The 22571-nt window shown below is 71.0% G+C and carries 19 protein-coding genes; 17 read left to right on the forward strand and 2 right to left on the reverse strand.

What is annotated here, in order from left to right; translation table 11 throughout:
* Window positions 1–13: 13 nt before the first annotated feature.
* Window positions 14–451 carry a cell division protein SepF gene (locus M4J07_RS13340; protein WP_255971359.1) on the reverse strand — a complete coding sequence of 146 codons (438 nt, stop codon included), beginning with the start codon at window positions 449–451 and terminating at the stop codon, window positions 14–16.
* Window positions 452–747: 296 nt separating this feature from the next.
* Between M4J07_RS13340 and M4J07_RS13345 the strand changes: the two genes are divergently transcribed.
* From M4J07_RS13345 to M4J07_RS13365, 5 genes are all read left to right on the forward strand, one after another.
* Window positions 748–2067 carry a DUF5685 family protein gene (locus tag M4J07_RS13345; RefSeq protein WP_255971361.1) on the forward strand — a complete coding sequence of 440 codons (1320 nt, stop codon included), beginning with the start codon at window positions 748–750 and terminating at the stop codon, window positions 2065–2067.
* Window positions 2068–2291: 224 nt separating this feature from the next.
* The gene (locus M4J07_RS13350; protein WP_255971362.1) at window positions 2292–4622 is read left to right on the forward strand and encodes a sensor histidine kinase; all 2331 of its coding nucleotides are present in this window, start codon (window positions 2292–2294) and stop codon (window positions 4620–4622) included.
* Window positions 4619–5047 (forward strand): roadblock/LC7 domain-containing protein, encoded by a 429-nt coding sequence (locus M4J07_RS13355; protein ID WP_255971363.1) that lies wholly within the window; start codon window positions 4619–4621, stop codon window positions 5045–5047. Before M4J07_RS13350 ends, M4J07_RS13355 begins: the two co-directional genes overlap by 4 nt.
* Entirely contained in the window at window positions 5044–5403 is a 360-nt protein-coding gene (locus M4J07_RS13360) for a DUF742 domain-containing protein (RefSeq protein WP_255971365.1), read from the forward strand. Before M4J07_RS13355 ends, M4J07_RS13360 begins: the two co-directional genes overlap by 4 nt.
* Complete coding sequence (locus M4J07_RS13365) at window positions 5387–5980, forward strand: GTP-binding protein (RefSeq protein ID WP_255971367.1); 594 nt, start codon at window positions 5387–5389, stop codon at window positions 5978–5980. The genes M4J07_RS13360 and M4J07_RS13365 overlap by 17 nt, the downstream gene beginning before the upstream one ends.
* A 105-nt stretch (window positions 5981–6085) precedes the next feature.
* Here the strand turns inward: M4J07_RS13365 and M4J07_RS13370 are convergent, their stop codons facing one another.
* A complete protein-coding gene (locus tag M4J07_RS13370; RefSeq protein WP_255971369.1) occupies window positions 6086–7027 on the reverse strand; it encodes an ABC transporter substrate-binding protein in 942 nt (313 codons plus the stop codon).
* 472 nt (window positions 7028–7499) lie between these two features.
* Between M4J07_RS13370 and M4J07_RS13375 the strand changes: the two genes are divergently transcribed.
* From M4J07_RS13375 to adhE, 12 genes are all read left to right on the forward strand, one after another.
* A complete protein-coding gene (locus M4J07_RS13375; protein WP_255971371.1) occupies window positions 7500–8348 on the forward strand; it encodes an amino acid ABC transporter permease in 849 nt (282 codons plus the stop codon).
* The gene (locus tag M4J07_RS13380; protein WP_255971373.1) at window positions 8345–10126 is read left to right on the forward strand and encodes an FAD/NAD(P)-binding protein; all 1782 of its coding nucleotides are present in this window, start codon (window positions 8345–8347) and stop codon (window positions 10124–10126) included. Before M4J07_RS13375 ends, M4J07_RS13380 begins: the two co-directional genes overlap by 4 nt.
* A gap of 33 nt (window positions 10127–10159) precedes the next feature.
* Entirely contained in the window at window positions 10160–11047 is an 888-nt protein-coding gene (locus M4J07_RS13385; protein ID WP_255971375.1) for an amino acid ABC transporter permease, read from the forward strand.
* Window positions 11044–11811, forward strand: a complete 768-nt coding sequence (locus tag M4J07_RS13390) for an amino acid ABC transporter ATP-binding protein (RefSeq protein ID WP_305127655.1) — start codon at window positions 11044–11046, stop codon at window positions 11809–11811. Before M4J07_RS13385 ends, M4J07_RS13390 begins: the two co-directional genes overlap by 4 nt.
* 84 nt (window positions 11812–11895) lie before the next feature.
* Window positions 11896–12870, forward strand: coding sequence for an ABC transporter substrate-binding protein (locus M4J07_RS13395; protein WP_255971377.1), 975 nt, complete (start codon window positions 11896–11898; stop codon window positions 12868–12870).
* A gap of 61 nt (window positions 12871–12931) precedes the next feature.
* Window positions 12932–14011, forward strand: coding sequence for an LLM class flavin-dependent oxidoreductase (locus M4J07_RS13400; RefSeq protein WP_255971379.1), 1080 nt, complete (start codon window positions 12932–12934; stop codon window positions 14009–14011).
* A complete protein-coding gene (locus tag M4J07_RS13405) occupies window positions 14008–15312 on the forward strand; it encodes an LLM class flavin-dependent oxidoreductase (protein ID WP_255971381.1) in 1305 nt (434 codons plus the stop codon). Before M4J07_RS13400 ends, M4J07_RS13405 begins: the two co-directional genes overlap by 4 nt.
* On the forward strand, window positions 15309–16058 hold the full coding sequence (locus tag M4J07_RS13410) for a DUF1684 domain-containing protein (protein ID WP_255971383.1): 750 nt from the start codon (window positions 15309–15311) through the stop codon (window positions 16056–16058). Before M4J07_RS13405 ends, M4J07_RS13410 begins: the two co-directional genes overlap by 4 nt.
* Before the next feature lie 273 nt (window positions 16059–16331).
* Window positions 16332–17237 carry a S1 family peptidase gene (locus M4J07_RS13415; protein WP_255971385.1) on the forward strand — a complete coding sequence of 302 codons (906 nt, stop codon included), beginning with the start codon at window positions 16332–16334 and terminating at the stop codon, window positions 17235–17237.
* Window positions 17238–17410: 173 nt separating this feature from the next.
* On the forward strand, window positions 17411–18280 hold the full coding sequence (locus M4J07_RS13420) for a slipin family protein (protein WP_255971387.1): 870 nt from the start codon (window positions 17411–17413) through the stop codon (window positions 18278–18280).
* 338 nt (window positions 18281–18618) lie between these two features.
* The gene (locus M4J07_RS13425) at window positions 18619–19701 is read left to right on the forward strand and encodes a S1 family peptidase (protein ID WP_255971389.1); all 1083 of its coding nucleotides are present in this window, start codon (window positions 18619–18621) and stop codon (window positions 19699–19701) included.
* Window positions 19702–19970: 269 nt separating this feature from the next.
* Window positions 19971–22571: a bifunctional acetaldehyde-CoA/alcohol dehydrogenase gene (adhE, locus tag M4J07_RS13430; RefSeq protein ID WP_255971451.1), complete on the forward strand. Its 2601-nt coding sequence runs from the start codon at window positions 19971–19973 to the stop codon at window positions 22569–22571.

The raw sequence follows: 22571 nt of genomic DNA on the forward strand, positions 1-22571 counted from the left end.
GCCCCGCTCCGGATCAGCTCTGGTTGAAGAAGCCGTCCGGGTGCGTCTTCGCCTCGCGGCCCGACACGATCTGGGTGTCCGCGGGCGTCAGCAGGAACACCCGGTTGGCGACCCGGTCGATCGAACCGCGCAGACCGAAGATGAGCCCCGCCGCGAAGTCGACGACGCGCTTGGCGTCGGCCGGCTCCATCGACGTGAGGTTCATGATCACCGGGACGCCGTCCCGGAACATCTCCCCGATCCGGCGCGCGTCCCGGAAGCTGTCCGGGGTGACGGTGCCGATCCGGCGGCCCTCCTCCTCGGCCTTGTCCTCGGCCACCTTGACCCGCGGGTCCGTCACCCAGGCGTCACCGGGCTCGGGCCCCTCGGCGTAGTCGTCGTCGTAGTAACGCTCGTCATCGTTGTCGTCGACGAGGCCAAGCCAGGCACTCGCCTTGCGCACCGATCCCATGGACGCCTCCTCTCACAGCGGTTCCTCTGCGTTCCGCATGTCCTGCTCCCCAATGTTCATCCATGATGCGGATCCGGCGCCAAGTGGATAGTCGCCGCGCGGGGTTTTCGTGACGGTACTGGTGCACAGTCAACACCGTGTTGCCCCGGCGTTCCCAAGGGCTGTACGGGGTACGGCTGCTGACAGTGAGTGAAATATGATTCTTCACGGCGTTCGGGTGACCCGCGGTGCGTACGGGTGAACCCGTCCGTCCGTAACAGTTGACGCATCGTCATCCGGCGCACGGGGGAGTCGCCTTGTTCGGAATTGTCCGGCCCTGCAGTCATCGGCTCGGCGAGGGTCTGAAGACCCAGTGGATGGCCCACCTCTGCGGGCTCTGTCTGGCGCTGCGCGGCGACCACGGGCAGTTCGCCCGGGTCGTCACGAACTATGACGGTCTGCTCATCTCGGTTCTGACGGAGGCTCAGGTCGAGCGGGCCGATGCCGCGTCCGGAGCGGGCGCCTGGCGGCGGCAGGCCGGCCCGTGCCCGCTGCGCGGGATGCGGACCGCGTCCGTCGCACAGGGCGAGGGGGCCCGGCTCGCCGCCGCCGTCTCGCTGGTGCTCGCCGCCGCGAAGGTGCGCGACCACGTCGACGACCGGGACGGGCTGTACGCGCGCCGGCCGGTCGCCCTGGCCGCGCGCAAGGTGGCCGCCGGCTGGGGAAGGGCCGGTGCGCGGACGGGATCTGACGTCGGGTTCGACACGGCGGTCCTGCTCGACGCGGTGGAGCGGCAGGGCGGGATCGAGGCGCTCGCCGGGCCCGGCACCTCCGTGCTCACCGTGACCGAGCCGACCGAGACCGCGACCGCCGCCGCGTTCGCGCACACCGCCGTGCTCGCCGGGCGGCCGCACAACGCCGAACCGCTGGCGGAGGCGGGGCGGCTGTTCGGCCGGCTCGCACATCTGCTGGACGCCGTGGAGGACCGGGACGCCGACGCCGCGGCCGGGGCGTGGAATCCACTGACCGCGACCGGGACCGGCCTCGTCGAGGCGCGCCGGCTCGCCGACGACGCGGTGCACGGGATCCGGCTCGCGCTGCGCGAGGTCGACTTCGTGGACGGGAAGCTGGCGCATCTGCTGCTCGCGCACGAGGTGGGGCGGTCGGTGGACCGGGCGTTCGGGGGTGCGGTGTGTGCGCACGCGGGCGGGCCGGGGTCCGGGTCCGGGCACGGACAGGACGGCTGGGTGCCGACGGGGGCGCCGGGCAGTCCCTATGCGCCGACCGGGTCGGGCGCGTACGGGTCCAACAATCCTTACGGCGGGGGCGCTCCGGGCGGGCCCGGCGGTCCCGGTGGGCCCGGCGGTCCCGGTGGGCCCGGCGGTCCCGGTGGGTTCGGGGGCGGACCGTCCTTCCAGCCGCCCAAGCCGGGCAAGCGGGGGTTCTTCGCCGGGTGTGCCGTGGCGATCGGGCTCTGTTGTACGTGCAAGGTGTGCTGCGCCGACGAGTTCGAGGGGCCCTGGTCGCGGAAGAAGCGCGAGGGGTGCTGCAACGTGGGGGACTGCAACTGCGACTGCTCGTGCTGCGAGGCGTGCTCGTGCTGCGAGTGCTGTTCGTGCTGCGACTGCGGTCTGTGAGGCGCTGGCCCTGTATACGAGGAGCGGCGGGCCCGAGCGGGCGGTGCGGGGTCACCTGCGCGGCTTCGGCGGGGCCGTTTCCGGGGTGTAAAACAAACACATGATCCGGTGACCCGGGTCGGAGAGGGCTCGTTGGCCGGGCGCAGACGCACCGTTTCTGCTCCGCCAACTCGCCCTCTGCATAAGGCTTTTCAGTGGACCTCGTATCCTCAGTCACTTCGTCCGTGACGGCCGCCGTCACCGGCGGACCAGCGAAGACCAGAACCATCCGGACCCGGTTGCTGCGCATCCTCGGACTCGCCCTCGCCGTGCTGCTCGCCCTGCTCGGTGTGTTCGCCGCCGGACAGATCTCCGACTACCGCAACGCCTCCGCCACCGCCGCCGACGCCCGCCTGGAGATCACGCTCCAGGGACTCGTCCACGAGTTGCAGAAGGAGCGCGGGCTCACCACCGGATACGTCGGCGGCGTCGGCCAGTTCGGCGCCCTGCTGCCCGCCCAGCGCAAGGCGACCGACGCCGCTCGCGGCGCCCTCGACGACGCGCTCGCCGGGCGCGGCGACGACGCCGCCGCAACCGTGCGCGACGCGCTCGGACGGCTCCGCGGACTCGCCGGGATCCGCACGGGCGCGGACGACGGCACCGGCCAGGTGCAGGCCACCTTCGACTACTTCACCAGCACCATCACCGTGCTCGACCGGCTCGGGCTCGGCCTCGACGACGTCCGCGACGGGCGGCTGCGCGACGCGTACCAGAGCCTCCAGGTCCTCGGCAACGCCAAGGAGTTCCTGGGCGAGGAGCGGGCCATCGTGCTCGGCTCCGTGCGCGCCGGAGGGCGCTTCCGCGGCGACGGCTACAGCCGCTTCATGGAGATCAGGGCGGGACGGCTCGCCGCGCTCGACGCGTTCCCGCGCACCGCGACCGACGCCCAGCGGCGGCGGCTCGGCGACGCGCTCGACACCCCGGACGCCGAGCGCGCCCTGACGTACGAGTCGACCGCCGCGCGCGGCGCGGGCCGGCTCAGCGCCCGTGACGTGCCGCCCATGGCCTGGTGGGAGACGATGACGTCGACCATCAACGGCCTGCGCGACGTACAGATCTCGATCGGCGCCGACGTCGAGAACCGCGCCGCGGAGCTGGAGGGCGCCGCGCAGCGCGACCTCCTCCTGTTCGCCCTGCTCGCGCTCGCCGTGGTCGGTGCGCTCGGGGCCCTCGCCCACGACTGCGTACGGTCCGTGTCCGCGCCGCTCAGCGGGCTCGCGGAGGAGGCCCGCGAGGTGGCCGGGGCACGGCTGCCGCAGGCCGTCGCCGCGGTGCAGGCCGCCGCGGGCGAGACGCCCGAGCCGCCCGCCCCGCTCGCCCTCGACCCGCGGGCCGGGGCCGAGGTGCGGGACGTGGCCGACGCCTTCGACCGGGTGCAGCGCGCCGCGTTCGACCTCGCCACCGAGCAGGCCGTCCTGCGCAGGAACGCCACCGAGTCCCTGGTCAGCCTCGGCCGCCGCAACCAGAACCTGGTGCGCCGGCAGATCAGCTTCATCAACAAGCTGGAGCACGAGGACGCGGACCCGGACACCCTCGCCAACCTCTTCGAGCTCGACCATCTGGCCACCCGCATGCGCCGCAACGCCGAGTCGCTCCTGGTGCTGGCGGGCGAGTCCAGCCCGCGCACCTGGTCGACGCCCCTGTCCGTGACCGATGTGCTGCGCGCCTCGCTCTCCGAGGTCGAGGAGTACCGGCGAGTCACGCTGCGGCGGGTCGAGCCCGCGCACGTCAGCGGCTCCGTCGTCGCCGAACTCGCCCACCTGCTGGCCGAGTTGGTGGAGAACGCGCTCAGCTTCTCGTCCCCGGACTCCGACGTGGAGGTGGAGGGGCGGCGGACCAGCGCGGGCTACCTCGTCGCCATCGTCGACCACGGGTTCGGCATGGGCACCCAGGCCCTCGCCGAGGCCAACCTGCGGCTCTCCGGCAGCGCCAGCTTCATGGCCGAACCCACGAAGTTCCTCGGCCACTTCGTGGTCGGCGCGCTCGCCCGCAAGTGCGGGATCGAGGTACGGCTCGGTGAGGCGCCGGCCGCCGGAGTCGTGGCCCGGGTGCTGATCCCGTCCGGACTGCTCACCGAACCGGCCGCGCAGTCGTCACAACCGACGGCGCCTTCACCGTCGACGCAGCCTTCACCGTCGACGTCGCCGTCACAGCCGACCGGGCCGGTGAAGCCGGAGCCGGGGGAGAAGGCCGAGGCCGAGCTGCCCGCGCCACGCAAGGAGCAGGCGCCGGCGCCGGTGCGCACCGAACCGGCCAGGGCCGCCGCCCCGTCCGCCGCCCGCACCCGCAACGGGCTCGTCAAGCGACCCCAGCGCAGCGCCATCTCGAAGGCCGTCAACGAGACCGCCCCGCCCGCACCCGCCGGTCCCGTCGTCGAGCGCAGCCCCGAGGACGTCTCCGGGATGCTGTCCGGCCTGCGCAGCGCCCATATGCGCGGCGCCATCAGCGTGGAGAAGGAACGGGCCGCCGCGACGGCCGCCCGGCAGGAGACCGGTGAAGGGCAGGACGACCAGTGACCACCGTCGACACCCGGGGCGACTCGCAGACCTTCAACTGGCTGCTCGCCAACTTCGTGCGCACCACGGACGGCGTGCGCGACGCCGTCGCCGTCTCCTCGGACGGCCTGCTCATCGCCGTGTCGGACGGGCTCGGGCGGACCGAGGCGGACCATCTGGCCGCCATCGTGTCGGGACTCTCCAGCCTCGCCCGCAGCGCCTCCAAGCGGTACGGCTTCGACGGCGTGAAGCTCATCATGATCGAGATGGGCCGCGGCTTCCTGCTCGTCTCCGCCATGCGCGACGGCTCCTGCCTCGGCGTGCTCGCCGACAGCAGCGGTGAACTCGGGCTCGTGGGCTACGAGATGGCCGTGCTCGCCGAGCGCGCGGGCGACCTGCTCACGCCCACGCTCATCGCCGATCTCCGCGAGACGCTGCCGCGATGAAGGGGCCTTCGTCGGAACCGGAGGACACCGCGGACACCCAGTTCGTGCGTCCGTTCATCATCACCGGCGGGCGCGCGCTGCCCGCGCAGGCCGATCTGCGCCTGGAGACGCTCGTCGTCGCCGTGGAGGGCGCACCGGACGCGGGGACCCTCGCGTTCGAGCACCAGCGGATCGTGGCGCTGTGCCAGGAACCCACCACCGTCGCGCACATCGCCGAGGGGATCGGGGTGCCGCTCGGTGTCGCCAAGGTGCTCGTCGCCGATCTCGTCGTGGGCGGCCGGCTGTCGTGTTCGCAACCCGCGGAGCTGCCGCTCCACACGCTCGAAAGGATCAGGGACCATGTCAGGGCGCTCTGAACGGGTCGCCCCGCTCGCGGTGAAGATCGTGATCAGCGGCGGGCTCGGGGTCGGCAAGACCACCTTCATCGGGGCGGTCTCGGAGATCGAACCGCTGGACACGGAGGCCGCGATCACGCAGGTCTCGGTGGGGGTCGACTCGCTCGACGGGGTGGAGGGCAAGACGACCACGACCGTCGCGCTGGACTTCGGGCGGATCACGCTCGATCCGACGCTCGCGCTGTATCTGTTCGGTACGCCCGGGCAGGACCGGTTCTCGTTCCTCTGGGACGACCTGGTGGAGGGGGCGCTCGGCACGGTGGTGCTCGTCGACACGCGGCGCATCGAGGAGTGCTTTCCCGCGCTCGACTACTTCGAGGCGCAGGGGGCGCCGTTCGTGCTCGCCGTGAACCGGTTCGACGGGGCGGAGCGGTTCGAACTCGACGAGATCCGGGAGGCGTTGGGGATCGGGGACGGGGTGCCGGTCGTCGAGTGCGATGCGCGTGCGCGCGGCTCGGTGCGGGATGTCCTGGGCGCGCTCATGGACCAGGTGATCGGGGTGCGGTCCCGGCGCCGGCGGGTCGCCGTGTCGCCGTAGGGGTCCTTGAGCACGGGCGGCCGCGGGCCGGTGGGGCTTCTCGCGCCGTTCCCCGCGCCCCTGGAGGCCTGCGGCTTCGCCGCTGCCTTCAGGGGCGCCGCTCCCTCAGTCCTTGATCTCGGGCGGCGAGATCCGGGACTTCGCGATCGCCGACGGAGTCGTTCCCCACTTCTTCAGGATCCTGGCGTACGTACCGTCCGCGATCAGCTTGTTCACCGCTGCCCGGAACGCGGGAGCCAAGGGCGTGCCCTTCTTGAAGGCGAAACCGACGTCCAGGCGGTGGAACTCGTTGAGGAAGCGCAGGCCCTCCTGCTGCGCGACGGCGTAGCGCAGGCCGTTGATCGTGCTCATCACCACGTCGGAGCGGCCCTGCTGCAACGACGACCAGACCGCGCTCGACTCGGCGTACGTCTTTACGTCGTACGCCTTCTCGCCCGCCTTCTCGCAGATCCCCTTGTTCTGTTCGAGGGTCGCCTCGAAGGTCGTGCCCGCGCCGGTCGCCACGTTCAGGCCGCACAGCTGCTTCAGGTCGGTGACCTTCTTCAGGTCGCTGTCCTTGCGGACGGCGAAGCCCTGGCCGTCGTTGATGTACGTGACGAAGTCGATGGTCCTGCGGCGTTCGTCGGTCACGCCGAAGTTGCCGGTGCCCAGGTCGTACTTGCCGCTGTCCAGGGCGGGCAGGATCGCCTCGAAGCTCGCGACCTCCTGGTCGAGCTCGATGCCGAGGACCTTGCCGACGGCGTTCGCGAAGTCGATGTCCTGGCCGACGATGGTCTTTCCGTCGGGCAGGTACGTGGAGTTGGGCGGGTTGCCGCCGACGCTCACCGCGATCTTGAGACGGCCGCGCTCGCGCACGCCGGCGGGCAGCAGCTTCGCCGCCGCGGGGTCCTTCGTCAGGCCCGACACCACGTCCTGGGTCGGGATCTTGTCGTTCTTCGCGGCGGCGGGCGCCGCGTCGCTCGCGCCGTCGCCGGAGCCGCAGGCGGTCAGTCCCAGGGCGGCGACGGTGATCAGCGCGAACGCGGAAGTCAGGGAAGTGGTGCGCATGGCGGGGAGTTCTGCCCTTCGGAGACGGCGAGCACACGGCAGGCCGGAGCATGGAGAGGGGGCACGGCGAGGGGAGGGTGCAGCAGGGTGAAGGCGCGGGAGGGTACGCGGACGGGTGCGTACCGGGACGCGTGAAGGAGAGCGGCGAGGGCTCAGGCAGAGTCAGACAGGAATCAGGCAGAAAGGGGACGCGCTCAGAGGCGTCGGAAGGGCATCAACAAGACGCGGACCACACTCGACCGAAGTCGATGTGGGAGCGCGTGACCAGCCACTGCTGCGGATGCATGGGAGCAAGTGGAACAGGCATCCGGTTCGGCGTCAACTCACTTGAGACGCAATGCCCATAGTGTGGACAGCCTTGACAGTGGACGTGAACAGCCCCTTACTCTCGGTGCGGTACCGCTGCTGAGGGGCTCCGGTACCAGGTGTGAAGGCAAGACCGTGCCGCCCGTCCGGCACCCGGAGCCTTCCCATGTCCTCAGACACCCTGTCCAAGGCCGCAGCCCCGGCGCCGCCCGCGGCCGCCGACGTGCCGCGCATCGTCCCGCAGCGCCGCACCGGCCAGTGGATCGCCGCCGCCGTCGTCCTCGCCCTGCTCGGCCTCGCCGTGAACTCGGTGCTGCGCAACGACGCGTTCCAGTGGGACGTCGTCGCCGAATACTTCACCACGTCGTCCGTGCTGCGCGGGCTCGGCCTCACGCTGTGGCTGACCGCCCTCGTCATGGCGCTCGGCTTCGCCCTCGGCACGCTGCTCGCCGTCATGCGGCTGTCCGCCAACCCCGTGCTCCAGGCGGTGAGTTGGGGCTATGTGTGGCTGTTCCGGTCGATGCCGATCCTGGTGCAGCTGCTGTTCTGGTTCAACATCGGCGCCCTGTACCCGCAGATCCTCGGCGTGAAGACCGTCGACCTGTTCGGGCCCGTCACCGTCGCCATCATCGGGCTCACCCTGCACGAGGCCGCGTACGCCGCCGAGGTCGTGCGCGGCGGCATCCTCTCCGTCGACCGCGGCCAGATCGAGGCCGCCCAGGCGCTCGGGCTCGGCCGCCACCGGCGCTGGCGGAAGATCGTCCTGCCGCAGGCCATGCGCGCGATCGTGCCGCCCGCCGGGAACATGCTGATCGGCACCCTCAAGGGCACCTCCATCGTCAGCGTCATCGCCGTCCAGGACCTGCTGTACTCGGTGCAGCTCGTGTACCACCGCACGTACCAGGTCATCCCGCTCCTCCTCGTCGCCACCATCTGGTACGTCGTCGTCACCTCGCTGCTCAGCGTCGGCCAGCACTACGTCGAGCGCCACTACGCGCGAGGGACCGGCCGATGAGCGGCGTGCGGCAGTCCCTCGTCATCGTCGGCGCCGGGCCGCGGGGGACCGGTGTCCTGGAGCGGATCGCCGCCAACAGCCCTGACCTGGGCGGCGAGTTGGCGCTCGACGTGCATCTCGTCGATCCGTTCCCGCCCGGCGGCGGGCGGATCTGGCGACAGGAGCAGTCGCCCCTGCTGTGGATGAACTCGCAGGCTCAGGACGTCACCATGTTCACCGACGACACCGTGCAGCTCGGCGGTCCCGTGCTGCCCGGGCCCGCCCTGCACGAATGGGCCGGCATCGACGGGCGGGTCTTCGCCGACCGGCGCAGCCAGGGCGACTATCTGCGCTGGGTGTACGAGAAGGCCGTCGCGGGCCTGCCCGCCGGGGTCGTCGTCCACCACCACGCACGGCGCGCGCTGCGCCTGTCCGGGCCGCGCGGCGGACGCCAGCAGGTGTGGCTGGAGGGCCGCCCGCGCCCCCTGCTCGCCGATGCCGTCGTGCTCACCCAGGGCCACCTCGACGCCGAACTCGACGAGGAGCAGCAGGAGTTGTCCGCGTACGCCGAGCGGCACGGGCTCGTGCACCTGCCGCCGGACTTCACCGCCGACAGCGACCTGAGCGCGCTCGCCCCCGGCCAGGACGTGCTCGTCCGCGGTTTCGGACTCGCCTTCGTCGACCTGATGGTGCTGCTCACGGAAGGGCGCGGCGGGCGCTACGAAGGCGACCGGTACCTCCCCTCGGGACGCGAGCCCGTCCTGCACGTGGGATCGCGCAGGGGCGTGCCGTACCGGTCCAAGATCGGCTACGACTGGGACGCCGGAGCGGGGGAGCGGCCGCCGCTGCCGCGCTTCCTCGGCCCCGCCCAGATCGACGAACTCCTCGCCCGGGACGACGGGTTCGACTTCCGCCGCGACGTGTGGCCGCTCATCGACAAGGAGCTCGGATTCGCCCACTACCACCGGCTGTTCACCGCGCACCCGGAGCGGACCCGCGTCGCCTGGGACGTCTTCGAGGCGAAGTACGCCGCCGCGGCCCCGCTCGGCGCCGAACTGCGGGCGCTCGTCGCCGCCGCCGTCCCCGACCCCGCCGACCGGCTCGACCTGACCGCCCTCGACCACCCCCTCGACGGCGTGCGGCACGCCTCGTACGAGGAGCTCCAGGAAGGACTGCGCGGCCACATCACCGCCGACCTGGAGCGCCGGCACGACCCGGAGCGCAGCCCCGACCTCGCCGTCTTTCTCGGCCTGCTCTCCGTGTACGGGCAGGTCGTGCGGCTCGGCGACATCGGCGCCTGGTGGCACGGCTTCTTCAGCTACCTCGCCTCCGGGCCGCCCGGACCCCGGCTGCGCCAACTGCTCGCCCTGTCCCGGGCGGGCGTGGTCAGGTTCGTCGGCGCCGACCTGCGGATCACCGCCGAGGACGGCGTCTTCCGGGCCACCTCCGCCACGGTCCCCGGCCTGCGCACCGACGCCCGCGCACTCGTCGAGGCCCGGCTCCCGCAGCCCACCCTCGCCCGCACCCGGGACCAGCTGCTGCGCGAACTCCACGACGAGGGCGCCGCCTCGACCCCGGCCGGACTCCTCGCCGTCGACCCCGCCGACGGCCGGATCCTGCACCGCGACGGCAGCGCCCACCCGCGCCGCTTCGCCCTCGGCCCGCACACCGACGCGCGCGGCGCCGGTGCCTTCACCCGGCCCCGTACGAACAGCCCGTCGTTCCGGCAGAACGACGCCACCGCGCGAGCGGTCCTCGCCCTCCTGCGCGACCTGTCCTGTCGCGCCACCGCCGCCTGAGCGTTCCCCGCCCGCACCTTCCCGAGGACCCCTATGTCTCTGACCACCGATCCACCCCGCGGCAAGACCGCCGAGGCGCCGCCCGCCGACGACTACGCGCAGCTCAAGGTCGTCCCCGTACGCCACCCCTGGCGCTGGGCCGCGATCGTCGCGACCGCCGTCCTCGTTGCCCAGTTCGCCCACGGCCTGGCCACCAACTCCGGCTGGGAATGGGAGGTGTTCGCGGAGTTCTTCACCGCGGACGTCGTCCTCAAGGCCGTCTGGACGACGCTCCAGCTCACCTTCTACGGCACCGCCCTCGGCTTCGCGCTCGGCATCGTCCTCGCCTTCATGAGGCTGTCGCAGAGCCGGTTCCTGCGGACCGTGGCGTTCGGCTACATCTGGGCGTTCCGCTCGATCCCGCTGATCGTGCAACTGCTGTTCTGGTTCAACCTCGCCTACCTGTACAAGGAGCTGCAGTTCGGGATCCCCTTCGGGCCCGGCTTCTTCTCCTTCGACACGATGGGCCTGGTCGGCGCGATGAGCGCCGCCGTCCTCGGGCTCGCCCTGCACCAGGCCGCGTACGCCGCCGAGATCGTCCGCGCCGGCGTACTCGCCGTCGACAGCGGCCAGTTGGAGGCGGCGGCCGCCCTCGGGATCCCGCGCCTGCGGCAGATCCGCCGCATCGTCCTGCCGCAGGCGATGCGGTCGATCCTGCCGAACGCCGCCAACGAGGTCATCTCCCTCTTCAAGGGCACCTCGATCGTCTCCGTCATGGCGATCGGCGAGCTCTTCTACCAGGTGCAGGTCATCTACGGCCGCAACGGCCGCGTGGTGCCCCTGCTGATGGTCGCCACCGCCTGGTACATCCTCCTGACCAGCGCGCTCTCCGTACTGCAGCACTACGTCGAGCGCCACTTCGCGAAAGGTGCCACCCGATGAGCGCGTCCGCCATGGTGGAAGTGAAGTCCGTCCGCAAGAGCTTCGGACCGCTGGAGGTGCTGCGCGGCATCGACCTCGACGTGCAGGCCGGCGAGGTGACCGTCGTCCTCGGCCCGTCCGGCTCCGGCAAGTCGACGCTGCTGCGCACCATCAACCACCTGGAGAAGGTCGACAGCGGCTGGATCAGCGTCGACGGATCCCTGGTCGGCTACCGCCGCTCCGGGGACAAGCTGTACGAGCTGCGCGAACGCGAGGTGCTCAGGCAGCGCACCCAGATCGGCTTCGTCTTCCAGAACTTCAACCTCTTCCCGCACCTGACGGTCCTGGAGAACGTCACCGAGGCGCCGCTCTCCGCACTCAAGCGGCCCCGTGACCAGGTGGCGGCGACCGCCCGCCGCCTCCTGGACCGGGTCGGGCTCGCCGACAAGGCCGACGCCTACCCCAAGCAGCTCTCCGGCGGCCAGCAGCAGCGCGTCGCCATCGCCCGGGCCCTCGCCCTGGAACCCAAGCTGCTGCTGTTCGACGAGCCGACCTCCGCGCTCGACCCCGAACTGGTCGGCGAGGTGCTCGACGTCATCAAGGACCTGGCGCACCAGGGCACCACGATGATCGTCGTCACGCACGAGATCGGCTTCGCCCGCGAGGTCGCCGACACCGTCGTGTTCATGGACGAGGGCCGCATCGTCGAACGCGGCACCCCCGCCGAGGTCCTGGACGCCCCGCGCGAGGAACGCACCAGGGCGTTCCTGTCCAAGGTCCTCTGACGCTCTCACCACTCACCACTCACCACTCACCACTCACCACTCACCGCTCACCACCTGCCACCCACGCACTCCAGGAGTACGCCCATGCTGTCCCGCCGCACCCTCGCCGCCTCCGTCGCCGCGCTCGCCGTGGCCCCGCTGCTCGCCGCCTGCGGAGGTGACAGCGACGCCGCCACGACCACCGGCAGGGCCGGCGGCACGAAGAAGGTCGGCAACATCAACATCGGTCCCGACCAGAACCGCGTCCGCGGCCAGAAGGTCGACGAGATCGCGGCGCTGCTGCCGGCCTCCGTCCGCAAGCGCGGCACGCTGCGCCTCGGCGGCAGCGCGGACGCCTCGCCACCGCTCGGCTTCTTCGCGACCGACGACAAGACCCGGATCGGCTCCGAACTCGACATCGCCACCCTGGTCGCCGACACCCTCGGCCTCAAGATTCAGCAGGAACTGGTGAGTTGGGAGAACCTCTTCGTCGGCCTCGACAGCGGCAAGTTCGACGCGGTGTTCTCCAACGTGACGGTGACCGAGGAGCGCAAGGAGAAGTACGACTTCGCCACCTACCGTCTCGACGACATCGCGTTCGAGGCGAAGAAGGGCACCAGCTGGCGGGTCAAGGAGCCCAAGGACGTCGCGGGCAAGACCATCGCCGTCTCCTCCGGCACCAACCAGGAGAAGATCCTCGTCGACTGGAGCAAGCAGGACGAGAAGGCCGGTCTGAAGCCCGTCACCATCAAGTACTTCCAGAAGGACACGGACTACTACCTCGCCCTCCAGTCCGGGCGCATCGACGCCTACCTCGGCCCGAACCCGTCCGCCGCCTACCACGTCGCGGCCGCGGGACAGTCGCAGATCATCGGCACCATCTCCGGGGGCGGGGACGACGTGCAGGGCAAGATCGCGGCGACCACGAAGAAGGACAGCGGGCTCGTCGACGCGTACGCCGCCGCCCTCAACCACGTCATCGAGGACGGGTCGTACGGGCGGGTCCTGAAGCGCTGGGGCCTGTCGAGCGAGGCCGTGCCGAAGTCCGAGATCAACCCCGAGGGCCTGCCGAAGCCCTGACCGTCCGCCCTCGGCGCGGGATGTCCGTCCCGCGCCCGATCCGCCGAAAGGTTCCCCACCCATGACCAGCCAACCCGGCCGGGGCCTGCTGCACCTCGCCGCGGCCGTCGACCTCGCCGGCACCCTCGACGCCGAGCCGTACCTCCGGCTCGTCCGCCTCGCGGAGCACGGGGCGCTCGACTTCGTCACGCTGCACGACACCTTCGCCGCGGCGGGCCCCGACAGCCTCTCCGTGCTGTCCAGGATCGCCCCGGCCACCTCCCGCATCGGCCTGGTGCCGACCGTCACCACCACCCACACCGAGCCCTTCCACGTGCAGGCCGCCGTCGCCACCCTCGACTGGGTGAGCCGGGGGCGGGCCGGCTGGCGGCCCGACGTCTCGCCCGGCGACGACGAAGCCGCCCTGGTCGGCCGCCGGCAGCCGCCCGCACCCGCCGACCTGTGGCACGAGGCCGGTGAAGTGGCTGACGTGGCACGGAAGTTGTGGGACAGCTGGGAGGACGGCGCCGAGATCAGGGACGTCGCCACCGGCCGGTTCGTCGACCGCGACAAACTGCACCACGTCGACTTCGAGGGACGGACGTTCTCGGTGCGCGGCCCCTCCATCGTGCCGCGGCCGCCGCAGGGCAACCCCGTCGTCGTGGTGGACGCCACCCGCCCGTACGCCTACGACGTCGCGGCCCGGCACGCCGACGTCGCCCTCGTCGGCATCGCGGACCCCGGCCAACTGGCCACCGCCCGCGCCGGGTTGCGGCGCCGCGCCGCCGAGCACGGCCGCGACCCCGACGAGCTGCGGGTGCTCGCCGCGCTCCGGATCGACCTCGGCGGCGGCGAACGGACCGCCCGCCCCGGCCACGGCGGCGGCCCGCTGCCCACGGAGGAGGGGCCGCTGTACCGCGGCGGGCCCGTCGACCTCGCCGACCTGATCACCGACTGGCACCGCCGGGGCGCCGCCGACGGTTTCCACCTGACCCCGCTCGATCCGCGCCGCGACCTGGAGCGCCTGGTCAACGGGACCGTGCCGCTGCTCCAGCACCGCGCCCTGTTCCGCACGTTCTACCCGGGCAGCACCCTCAGGGAGCACCTGGACCTTGCCCGGCCCGCCAACCAGTTCGCGGCCCTCGCGCAGGAGTCGTCATGACCTCAACTCTGCCCAGCCGTAAGGCCATTCACCTGGCCGCCCACTTCCCGGGCGTCAACAACACCACCGTCTGGACCGACCCCGGGTCCGGCTCGCAGATCGACTTCACGTCCTTCGAGCACCTCGCCCGCACCGCCGAACGCGGCCTCTTCGACTTCTTCTTCCTCGCCGAAGGGCTCCGCCTGCGCGAGCACAAGGGACGCGTCCACGACCTGGACGTCGTCGGCCGCCCGGAGTCCCTCACCGTCCTGAACGCCCTGGCCGCCGTCACCGAGAAGCTGGGGCTCGCCGCCACCGTCAACGCCACCTTCAACGAGCCCTACGAGACCGCCCGCCGCTTCGCCTCCCTCGACCACCTCAGCGGCGGCCGGGCCGCCTGGAACGTGGTGACCTCCTCCGACGCCTTCACCGGCGAGAACTTCCGGCGCGGCGGCTATCTCGACCGCGCCGACCGGTACACCCGGGCCGCCGAGTTCGTCGACGTGGCACGTCAGTTGTGGGACGCCGGGACCGGGCGTCCGGTCCGCCATCACGGGCGGCACTTCACCATCGAGGGCGACGCCGGAGTGCCGACCCCGCCCCAGGGCCACCCCGTCGTCATCCAGGCCGGGGACTCCGCCGAGGGCCGCGAGTTCGCCGCGGCCGCCGCCGACGTCATCTTCACCCGGCACGGCACCCTGGAGGCCGGACGCGCCTTCTACGCCGACGTGAAGGGACGGCTCGCCGCGCACGGGCGGGAGCCGGAGGACCTGCTGATCATGCCGGGCGTGACGTTCGTGCTCGGCGACACCGACGCCGAGGCGCAGGAGAAGGCCGCCGGGATCCGCCGGCAGCAGGTCTCCCCGCAGAACGCGATCCTCACCCTGGAGCAGGTGTGGGGCGTGGACCTGTCCTCCTACGACCCCGACGGGCCGCTCCCCGACATCGACCCGGTGCCCGACACCGGCCTCTCCCAGGGACGCACCCACCGCGGCGATGTGTTCGCGCTGGCCGAGAAGTGGCGGGAGCTGTCCCGGGCCAAGGGCCTGTCCATCCGGCAGACCGTCATCGAGACGACCAGCCGCCAGTCGTTCATCGGCACGGCCCGCACGGTCGCCGCCGAGATGGACGCGTTCGTGCAGGGCGACGCCGCCGACGGCTTCATCCTCGTACCGCACCTGACCCCCGGGGGCCTCGACGACTTCGTCGACCAGGTCGTGCCGCTGCTCCAGGAGCGGGGCGCGTTCCGCACGGAATACGAAGGCGACACCCTGCGCTCCCACCTGGGACTCCGTACGCCGGAAAGGACGCTCACCGCATGACCGACGCCGCAGACCTCTGGAAACAGTGGCACGAGGACCGGACCGCCGCCGTCTCCGCCCCACACGGGGTGCTCTCGCTCACCGGCACCCACTGGCTCGACGACCATCCGGAGGGCCGACTTCCGGCCATCCCCGGGCAGTGGCGTGCCGACGGCGACGCGGTGGTGCACACCCTGGACGGCCAGGAATCCCGGCTCGCGGCCGACGCGGGCGTCACGATCGGCGAGCGCCGGCTCGTCGTCATCCGGCGCGAAGGACTCTGGGCCGTGCGCGACTTCGACCCCGCCGCGCCCGCCCGCACCGCGTTCCTGGCGTCCGCCGGCATCGACGCCACCCCGTACGACCCGCGCTGGACGGTCGAGGGCCGCTTCACGCCCTACGCCGACGCGCGCGAGGTCCGGGTCGAGAACGCCGACGGGAAGGAGCGCGGCCTCGGGCTCGCCGGAGAGCTGACCTTCACCCTCGACGGGCAGAAGCACACTCTCCAGGTCGCGCGGCTGGGCGACGGCCGGCTGTGGGCCGTCTTCGCCGACGCGACCAGCGGCAACACCAGTTACCGGTTCCGCTTCCTCTACCCGGACGCACCGGACGAGGACGGCCGCACCACCGTCGACCTGAATCGCGCGGTCCTGCCCAACTGCGCCTTCGCCGACCACTTCATCTGCCCCTTCCCGCCCCCGGGCAACACGCTCCCCGTGGGCGTCGAGGCGGGGGAGCGGAACCTCGCGGCGCCCTCATCCGTCTGACGGACGGAGCACGGACAGCGACGGCCCCGGCGGCGTGGCACTGCGTACGGAACGTACGAGTGAAGCCGTCGGGGCATGCCGTCGTGTATGCGGAGAACCGGCGGAAGTCTGAAAGGCACTCTTGTGCCGAGTAGTTGAGACCCCGAATACTCCCGAGCAGCGCTTGTCAGGGCCACGGCGTGTCCGTAATCCGGACCACGGCCGGTGTCCTGGCTGCGCCTCACGGGCCCCGACCCCACGCGGGCCCCCGACTTCCCTCGGGAGGAACGACCAGTGAGGATCAAGCGCACCACCCCCCGCAGTGGCATAGCGAGACGGACCCGGCTGATCGCCGCGGGCTCCGGCTTCCTTGCCGCGGCCGCGTTCGCCGTCCCCTCCGCCCACGCGGCCGAGGCACCCCAGGCCTTCAGCGCCGCCGAACTCACGCAGACCAGTGACGCGGTGCGCGGCGCCGACGTCGCCGGTACCGCATGGGCCGTCGACGCCAAGACCAAGCAGGTCGTCGTCACCGTCGACAGCACGGTCTCGCAGGCCGAGATCAACCAGATCAAGAAGGAGGCCGGCGACACCGCGGGCGCCCTCAAGATCAAGCGCACGGCCGGCACGTTCAAGAAGCTGATCTCCGGCGGCGACGCCATCTATGCGAGTAGCTGGCGCTGCTCGCTCGGCTTCAACGTTCAGGACAGCAGCGGGAACTACTACTTCCTGACCGCCGGTCACTGCACCGACGGCGCGGGCACCTGGTGGTCCAACTCCGGGCACACGACGACGCTCGGTTCCACCGCGGGATCCAGCTTCCCCGGCAACGACTACGGCATCGTGCGCTACACCAACAGCTCGGTGACCAAGTCCGGCACCGTCGGCAGCGTGGACATCACGGGCGCGGCCACGCCGTCCGTCGGCACCACCGTCACCCGGCGCGGTTCCACCACCGGCATCCACAGCGGCCGGGTCACCGCCCTCAACGCCACCGTGAACTACGGCGGCGGCGACATCGTCTCCGGCCTCATCCAGACCACGGTCTGCGCCGAGCCCGGCGACTCCGGCGGGCCGCTGTACGGCGGCAGCACCGCCTACGGCCTCACCTCCGGCGGCAGCGGCAACTGCACCTCCGGCGGCACGACCTTCTTCCAGCCGGTCACCGAGGCGCTCAGCGCGTACGGGGTGCACGTCTACTGACCCCGGATTCCCTGAACCACCGAGCACGTTCCGTACGTCTTTGAACCGCAGCCAGCAGTAGGAGCCCCGTCCGGTCGTTCGTACCGGGCGGGGCTCTCCCTTTGTGCCCCTTACAGAGTTACCGTCGAAGTACGCGCCTGTTGCGCCCACTTCGGACCCTGGGGGGCCGTGAGATGGTCGAGGAACTGGTGGCGGCGGGAGTGGCCGTCGTCTGTGCCGGAGCGGTCTACGGAATGGCAGCCGCCCGTGTCGTCAAACAGTACGAGCGCGGGGTGGTGTTCCGGCTCGGCCGGCTCAACTCGTCCGTGCGCGGACCGGGGTTCACCATGATCGTGCCGGGGATCGACCGGATCCGTAAGGTGAACATGCAGATCGTGACGATGCCGGTGCCCGCGCAGGAGGGCATCACGCGGGACAACGTCACGGTGCGGGTGGACGCGGTCGTCTACTTCAAGGTGATCGATCCGGCGAACGCGGTGATCCAGGTCGAGGACTACCGGTTCGCGGTCTCGCAGATGGCGCAGACGTCGCTGCGTTCCATCATCGGCAAGAGCGATCTCGACGACCTGCTGTCCAACCGGGAGAAGCTCAACCAGGGTCTTGAGCTGATGATCGACAGTCCGGCCGTGGGCTGGGGCGTGCAGATCGACCGGGTCGAGATCAAGGACGTCTCCCTGCCGGAGACGATGAAGCGGTCGATGGCGCGGCAGGCGGAGGCGGACCGGGAGCGGCGGGCGCGGGTGATCAACGCGGACGCGGAGCTGCAGGCCTCGAAGAAGCTGGCCGAGGCGGCCGGGGTGATGTCGGAGCAGCCGGCCGCGCTGCAACTGCGGCTGCTGCAGACCGTGGTGGCGGTCGCCGCGGAGAAGAACTCGACCCTGGTGCTGCCCTTCCCCGTGGAGCTGCTGCGGTTCCTGGAGCGGGCCACGCCGGGGGAGGCGGGGCGCGCCGCGCAGGCGGTGGTGCACCAGCTCTCCGAGCTGGACACGGAGGCGTCGGTCGCGTCACCGGAGCCGGGGTCGACCAACGGGTCCGCGCCGTAGGACGTTCCCTCGTATGCCGGGGGGCGGGGCGTCCGTGGTTGTTCGCGCAGTTCTCCATGCCCCCGACGGGGCGCTTCCTCCTGGCGGCGATATTGAGACAGGACTAGTCCTCACCCCCTGCTGTGTCGCCTGTGCTCTGGGTGTTTGCAATGGGGATCGACGTGCGGCGGCGCCGGTGTGTTCAAGGGGGCAGGGGCGTACGGGAGTTGGCGTACGCGCGTCCTGAAGTCGACCTTGTGTGCCCCCTGTGACGGTCGGGATAGTGGGCGCGTCAGCCTCACGGAACGGGTTCACCCCCACATCGGGCCCGTTCCCCACCCCCCACAGGAGGACGTGAGTTGAAGCACCGACGCATACCCAAGCGGCGTGTCGCCGTGGCCGGAGCGGGAATCGCCGCACTGGTCGCAGCGGGCATCACCTTCCAGACTGCGAACGCCAGCACCGACGCCCCCGACGTGGCCGTGAAGACGCTGTCCGTCACGAAGGCCGGAAACCTCGCCTCGACCCTGCATGCGGACCTGGGCGCCGACGCGGCGGGCAGCTACTACGACGCCAAGGCCAGGAACCTCGTCGTCAACGTGCTGAACGAGGACGCCGCGAAGGCGGTCGAGGCCGCCGGCGCCAGGGCCAGAGTCGTCCAGAACTCGCTCGCCGCGCTGAAGAGCGCCCGTACGACGCTGAAGAGCGACGCCACCATCCCCGGTACCTCCTGGGCCACCGACCCCGCCACCAACAAGGTGGTCGTCACCGCCGACCGCACGGTCGACGGGGCCTCCTGGGACAAACTGAGCAAGGTCGTCGACGGGCTCGGTGCCAAGGCCGAACTCAAGCGCACCCAGGGCGAGTTCAAGACCTTCGTCGCGGGTGGCGACGCCATCACCGGCGACGGCGGCCGGTGTTCCCTCGGCTTCAACGTGGTCAAGGACGGCCAGCCGTACTTCATCACGGCGGGCCACTGCACCGAGGCGATCAGCACCTGGTCGGACTCCAGCGGCCAGGAGATCGGCACGAACGAGCAGTCCAGCTTCCCGGACAACGACTTCGGTCTCGTGAAGTACACCGCGGACGTCGACCACCCCAGTGAGGTGAACCTCTACAACGGGTCCGCGCAGGCGATCACCCAGGCCGGTGACGCGACCGTCGGCATGCAGGTCACCCGCTCCGGCTCCACCACCCAGGTGCACGACGGGACGGTGACGGGGCTCGACGCCACCGTGAACTACGGCAACGGCGACATCGTCAACGGCCTCATCCAGACCGACGTCTGCGCCGAGCCCGGTGACAGCGGCGGCTCCCTGTTCTCCGGCGACACGGCGATCGGCCTCACCTCCGGCGGCAGCGGCGACTGCACCTCCGGCGGGGAGACGTTCTTCCAGCCGGTGACCGAGGCGCTCTCCGCCACGGGGGCGCAAATCGGCTGACCCGTACTTCTGCCCCGCCTCGGATTACTCGGGGCGGGGCTTTTGCGCACCATGCTTGTGAAAACGTTCACAAGCGCGCAAGGGTCTTAAGTCCTCACCCGTTCCCGCAGGTGAGAGGTGCTGCTGCGAGGACTTGGCGAGTCGGCGAAGTGCTTTCGACCTATGGGTCGGGGTCTTTTTCCGCCCCGTGAGCTGAGCGGAAAGGTGTGGAATTGGAACATCAGCGAAAAGGGTGCAAAAAAGAGGAGCCTGCCGTGGAGACCCAGGGAATGGTCGACGAACTGGTCGAGGGGGCGCTCGCCGCGCTCGGGCAGTTCGAGACGTACGACCAGGAGCAGGTGGACCACATCGTCAAGAAGGCGTCGCTCGCGGCGCTCGCCCACCACGGGGACCTGGCGAAGGCCGCCGTCGAGGAGACCGGGCGCGGCCTGTTCGAGGACAAGGCGGTCAAGAACCTCTTCGCGTGCGAGCACGTCGTCAACTCGATGCGCGGCCTGAAGACCGCGGGCGTCGTCTCCCGCGACGAGATCAACGGCATCACCGAGATCGCCGAGCCGGTCGGCGTCATCTGTGCGATGACCCCCGTCACCAACCCCACCTCGACGACGGTCTTCAAGGCGCTGATCGCCCTGAAGACCCGCAACCCGATCGTCTTCGCCTTCCACCCCAGCGCGCAGCACTGCTCCGCCGAGGCCGCCCGCATCGTGCGCGACGCCGCGATCGAGGCCGGGGCTCCGGAGCACTGCGTGCAGTGGATCGAGCAGCCTTCGATGGAGGCGACCGGTCTCCTCATGAACCACGAGGGCGTCTCCACGATCCTCGCCACGGGCGGGAACGCCATGGTCAAGGCCGCCTACTCGTGCGGCAAGCCCGCGCTCGGCGTGGGCGCGGGCAACGTCCCCGCGTACGTCGCCAAGGACGCCAAGCTGGGCCGCGCCATCCACGACATCGTCCTGTCCAAGGCTTTCGACAACGGCATGATCTGCGCCTCCGAACAGGCCGTCATCCTCGACCGGGAGATCTACGAGGAGGGCATCGCCGAGTTCCAGCGGCTCGGCGCGCACGTCCTGACCGCCGCCGAGAAGACCAAGGTCGAGGAGTTCGTCTTCGGCACCACCGCCTACGGCACCGACTGCGCGGGCGCCAAGCTGAACGCCGCCGTCGTCGGCAGGCCGGCCGCGTGGATCGCCGAGCGGGCCGGCTTCGAGGTCCCCGCCGACACCTCGATCCTCGTCGCCGAGTGTGCAGAGGTCGGCCCCGCCGAGCCGCTCACCCGCGAGAAGCTGTCCCCGGTGCTCGCCGCCCTGAAGGCGAACGACACCGAGCACGGACTGCAACTCGCCGCGCAGATGGTCGAGTTCAACGGACTCGGGCACTCCGCCGCCATCCACACCGAGGACGAGGCGCTCGCCGAGGAGTTCGGCCGCCGGGTCAAGGCGGTCCGCGTCATCGTCAACTCGCCCTCCACCTTCGGCGGCATCGGCGACGTCTACAACGCCTTCCTCCCCTCGCTGACCCTGGGCTGCGGCTCCTACGGACACAACTCGGTGTCCAACAACGTCTCGGCGGTCAACCTCGTCAACATCAAGCGGATCGGGCGGCGCAACACCAACATGCAGTGGTACAAGATCCCGCCGAAGATCTACTTCGAGCGCAACGCCGTCAAGTACCTCGGCGAGATGGACGGCGTCAGCCGCGTCACCCTCGTCACGGACCGGACGATGGGTGACATCGGCTTCGTGCGGCGGATCACCGACATCCTCGATGCGCGCCGGGAGCCGGTCACCGTGCAGGTCATCGACAACGTCGAACCGAACCCGGAGCTGGCCACCGTGCAGGCGGGCGCGGCGGCGATGCGGGAGTTCCGGCCGGACACGATCGTCGCGCTCGGCGGCGGCTCGCCGATGGACGCCGCGAAGATCATGTGGCTGATGTACGAGCACCCGGAGATCGAGTTCGCGGACACGAAGGAGAAGTTCTTCGACATCCGCAAGCGGGCCTACACGTTCCCGCAGCTGGGCGAGAAGGCGAAGCTCGTCGCGATCCCGACCACGTCGGGCACGGGCTCGGAGGTCACCCCCTTCGCGGTCATCTCGGACCCGGCCGCCGCCCAGAAGTACCCCCTCGCCGACTACGCGCTCACCCCGAACGTCGCGATCGTCGACCCGATGCTCCCGATGAACCTGCCGCCGACCGTGACGGCGGACTCCGGCTTCGACGCGCTGACCCACGCCACCGAGGCGTACGTCTCCGTCTACGCGAACGACTTCACCGACGGCCAGTGCCTCCAGGCCATCAAGCTCGTCTTCGAGAACCTGGAAGCCTGTGTGACCCAGGGCGCGAAGAACCCCGAGGCACGCGAGAAGATGCACAACGCGTCGACGATCGCGGGCATGGCCTTCGCCAACGCCTTCCTCGGCCTCGTCCACGCGATGGCGCACACGCTCGGCAACACCTTCCACGTCGCGCACGGCCGCACGAACGCGCTGCTGCTGCCGCACGTCATCCGGCACAACGGCACCGTCTCGTACAAGGCCACCCCGTGGCCGAAGGCCGAGACATACCGGGCGCCCGAGCGGCTCCAGGACATCGCGAAGATGCTGGGCCTGCCGGCGGCCACCCCCGAGGAGGGCGTGGAGTCGTACGCGAAGGCGGTCGAGGACCTGCGCGAGCGGTGCGGCATCCCGGCCTCCTTCCAGGCCGAGGGCGTCGACGAGACGGCCTTCATGGAGGCCCTGCCGCAGCAGGCGATGAACGCCTACGCCGACCAGTGCGCGCCCGCCAACCCGCGGATGCCGATGATCGACGACATGAAGCGGCTGATGCGGCAGGCGTACTACGGCGACGCCGCCGGGACTCCCGCCGCGTAG

The sequence above is a fragment of the Streptomyces longispororuber genome (assembly GCF_024448165.1).
In the GTDB taxonomy this organism is placed as follows: Bacteria; Actinomycetota; Actinomycetes; order Streptomycetales; family Streptomycetaceae; genus Streptomyces; species Streptomyces longispororuber_A.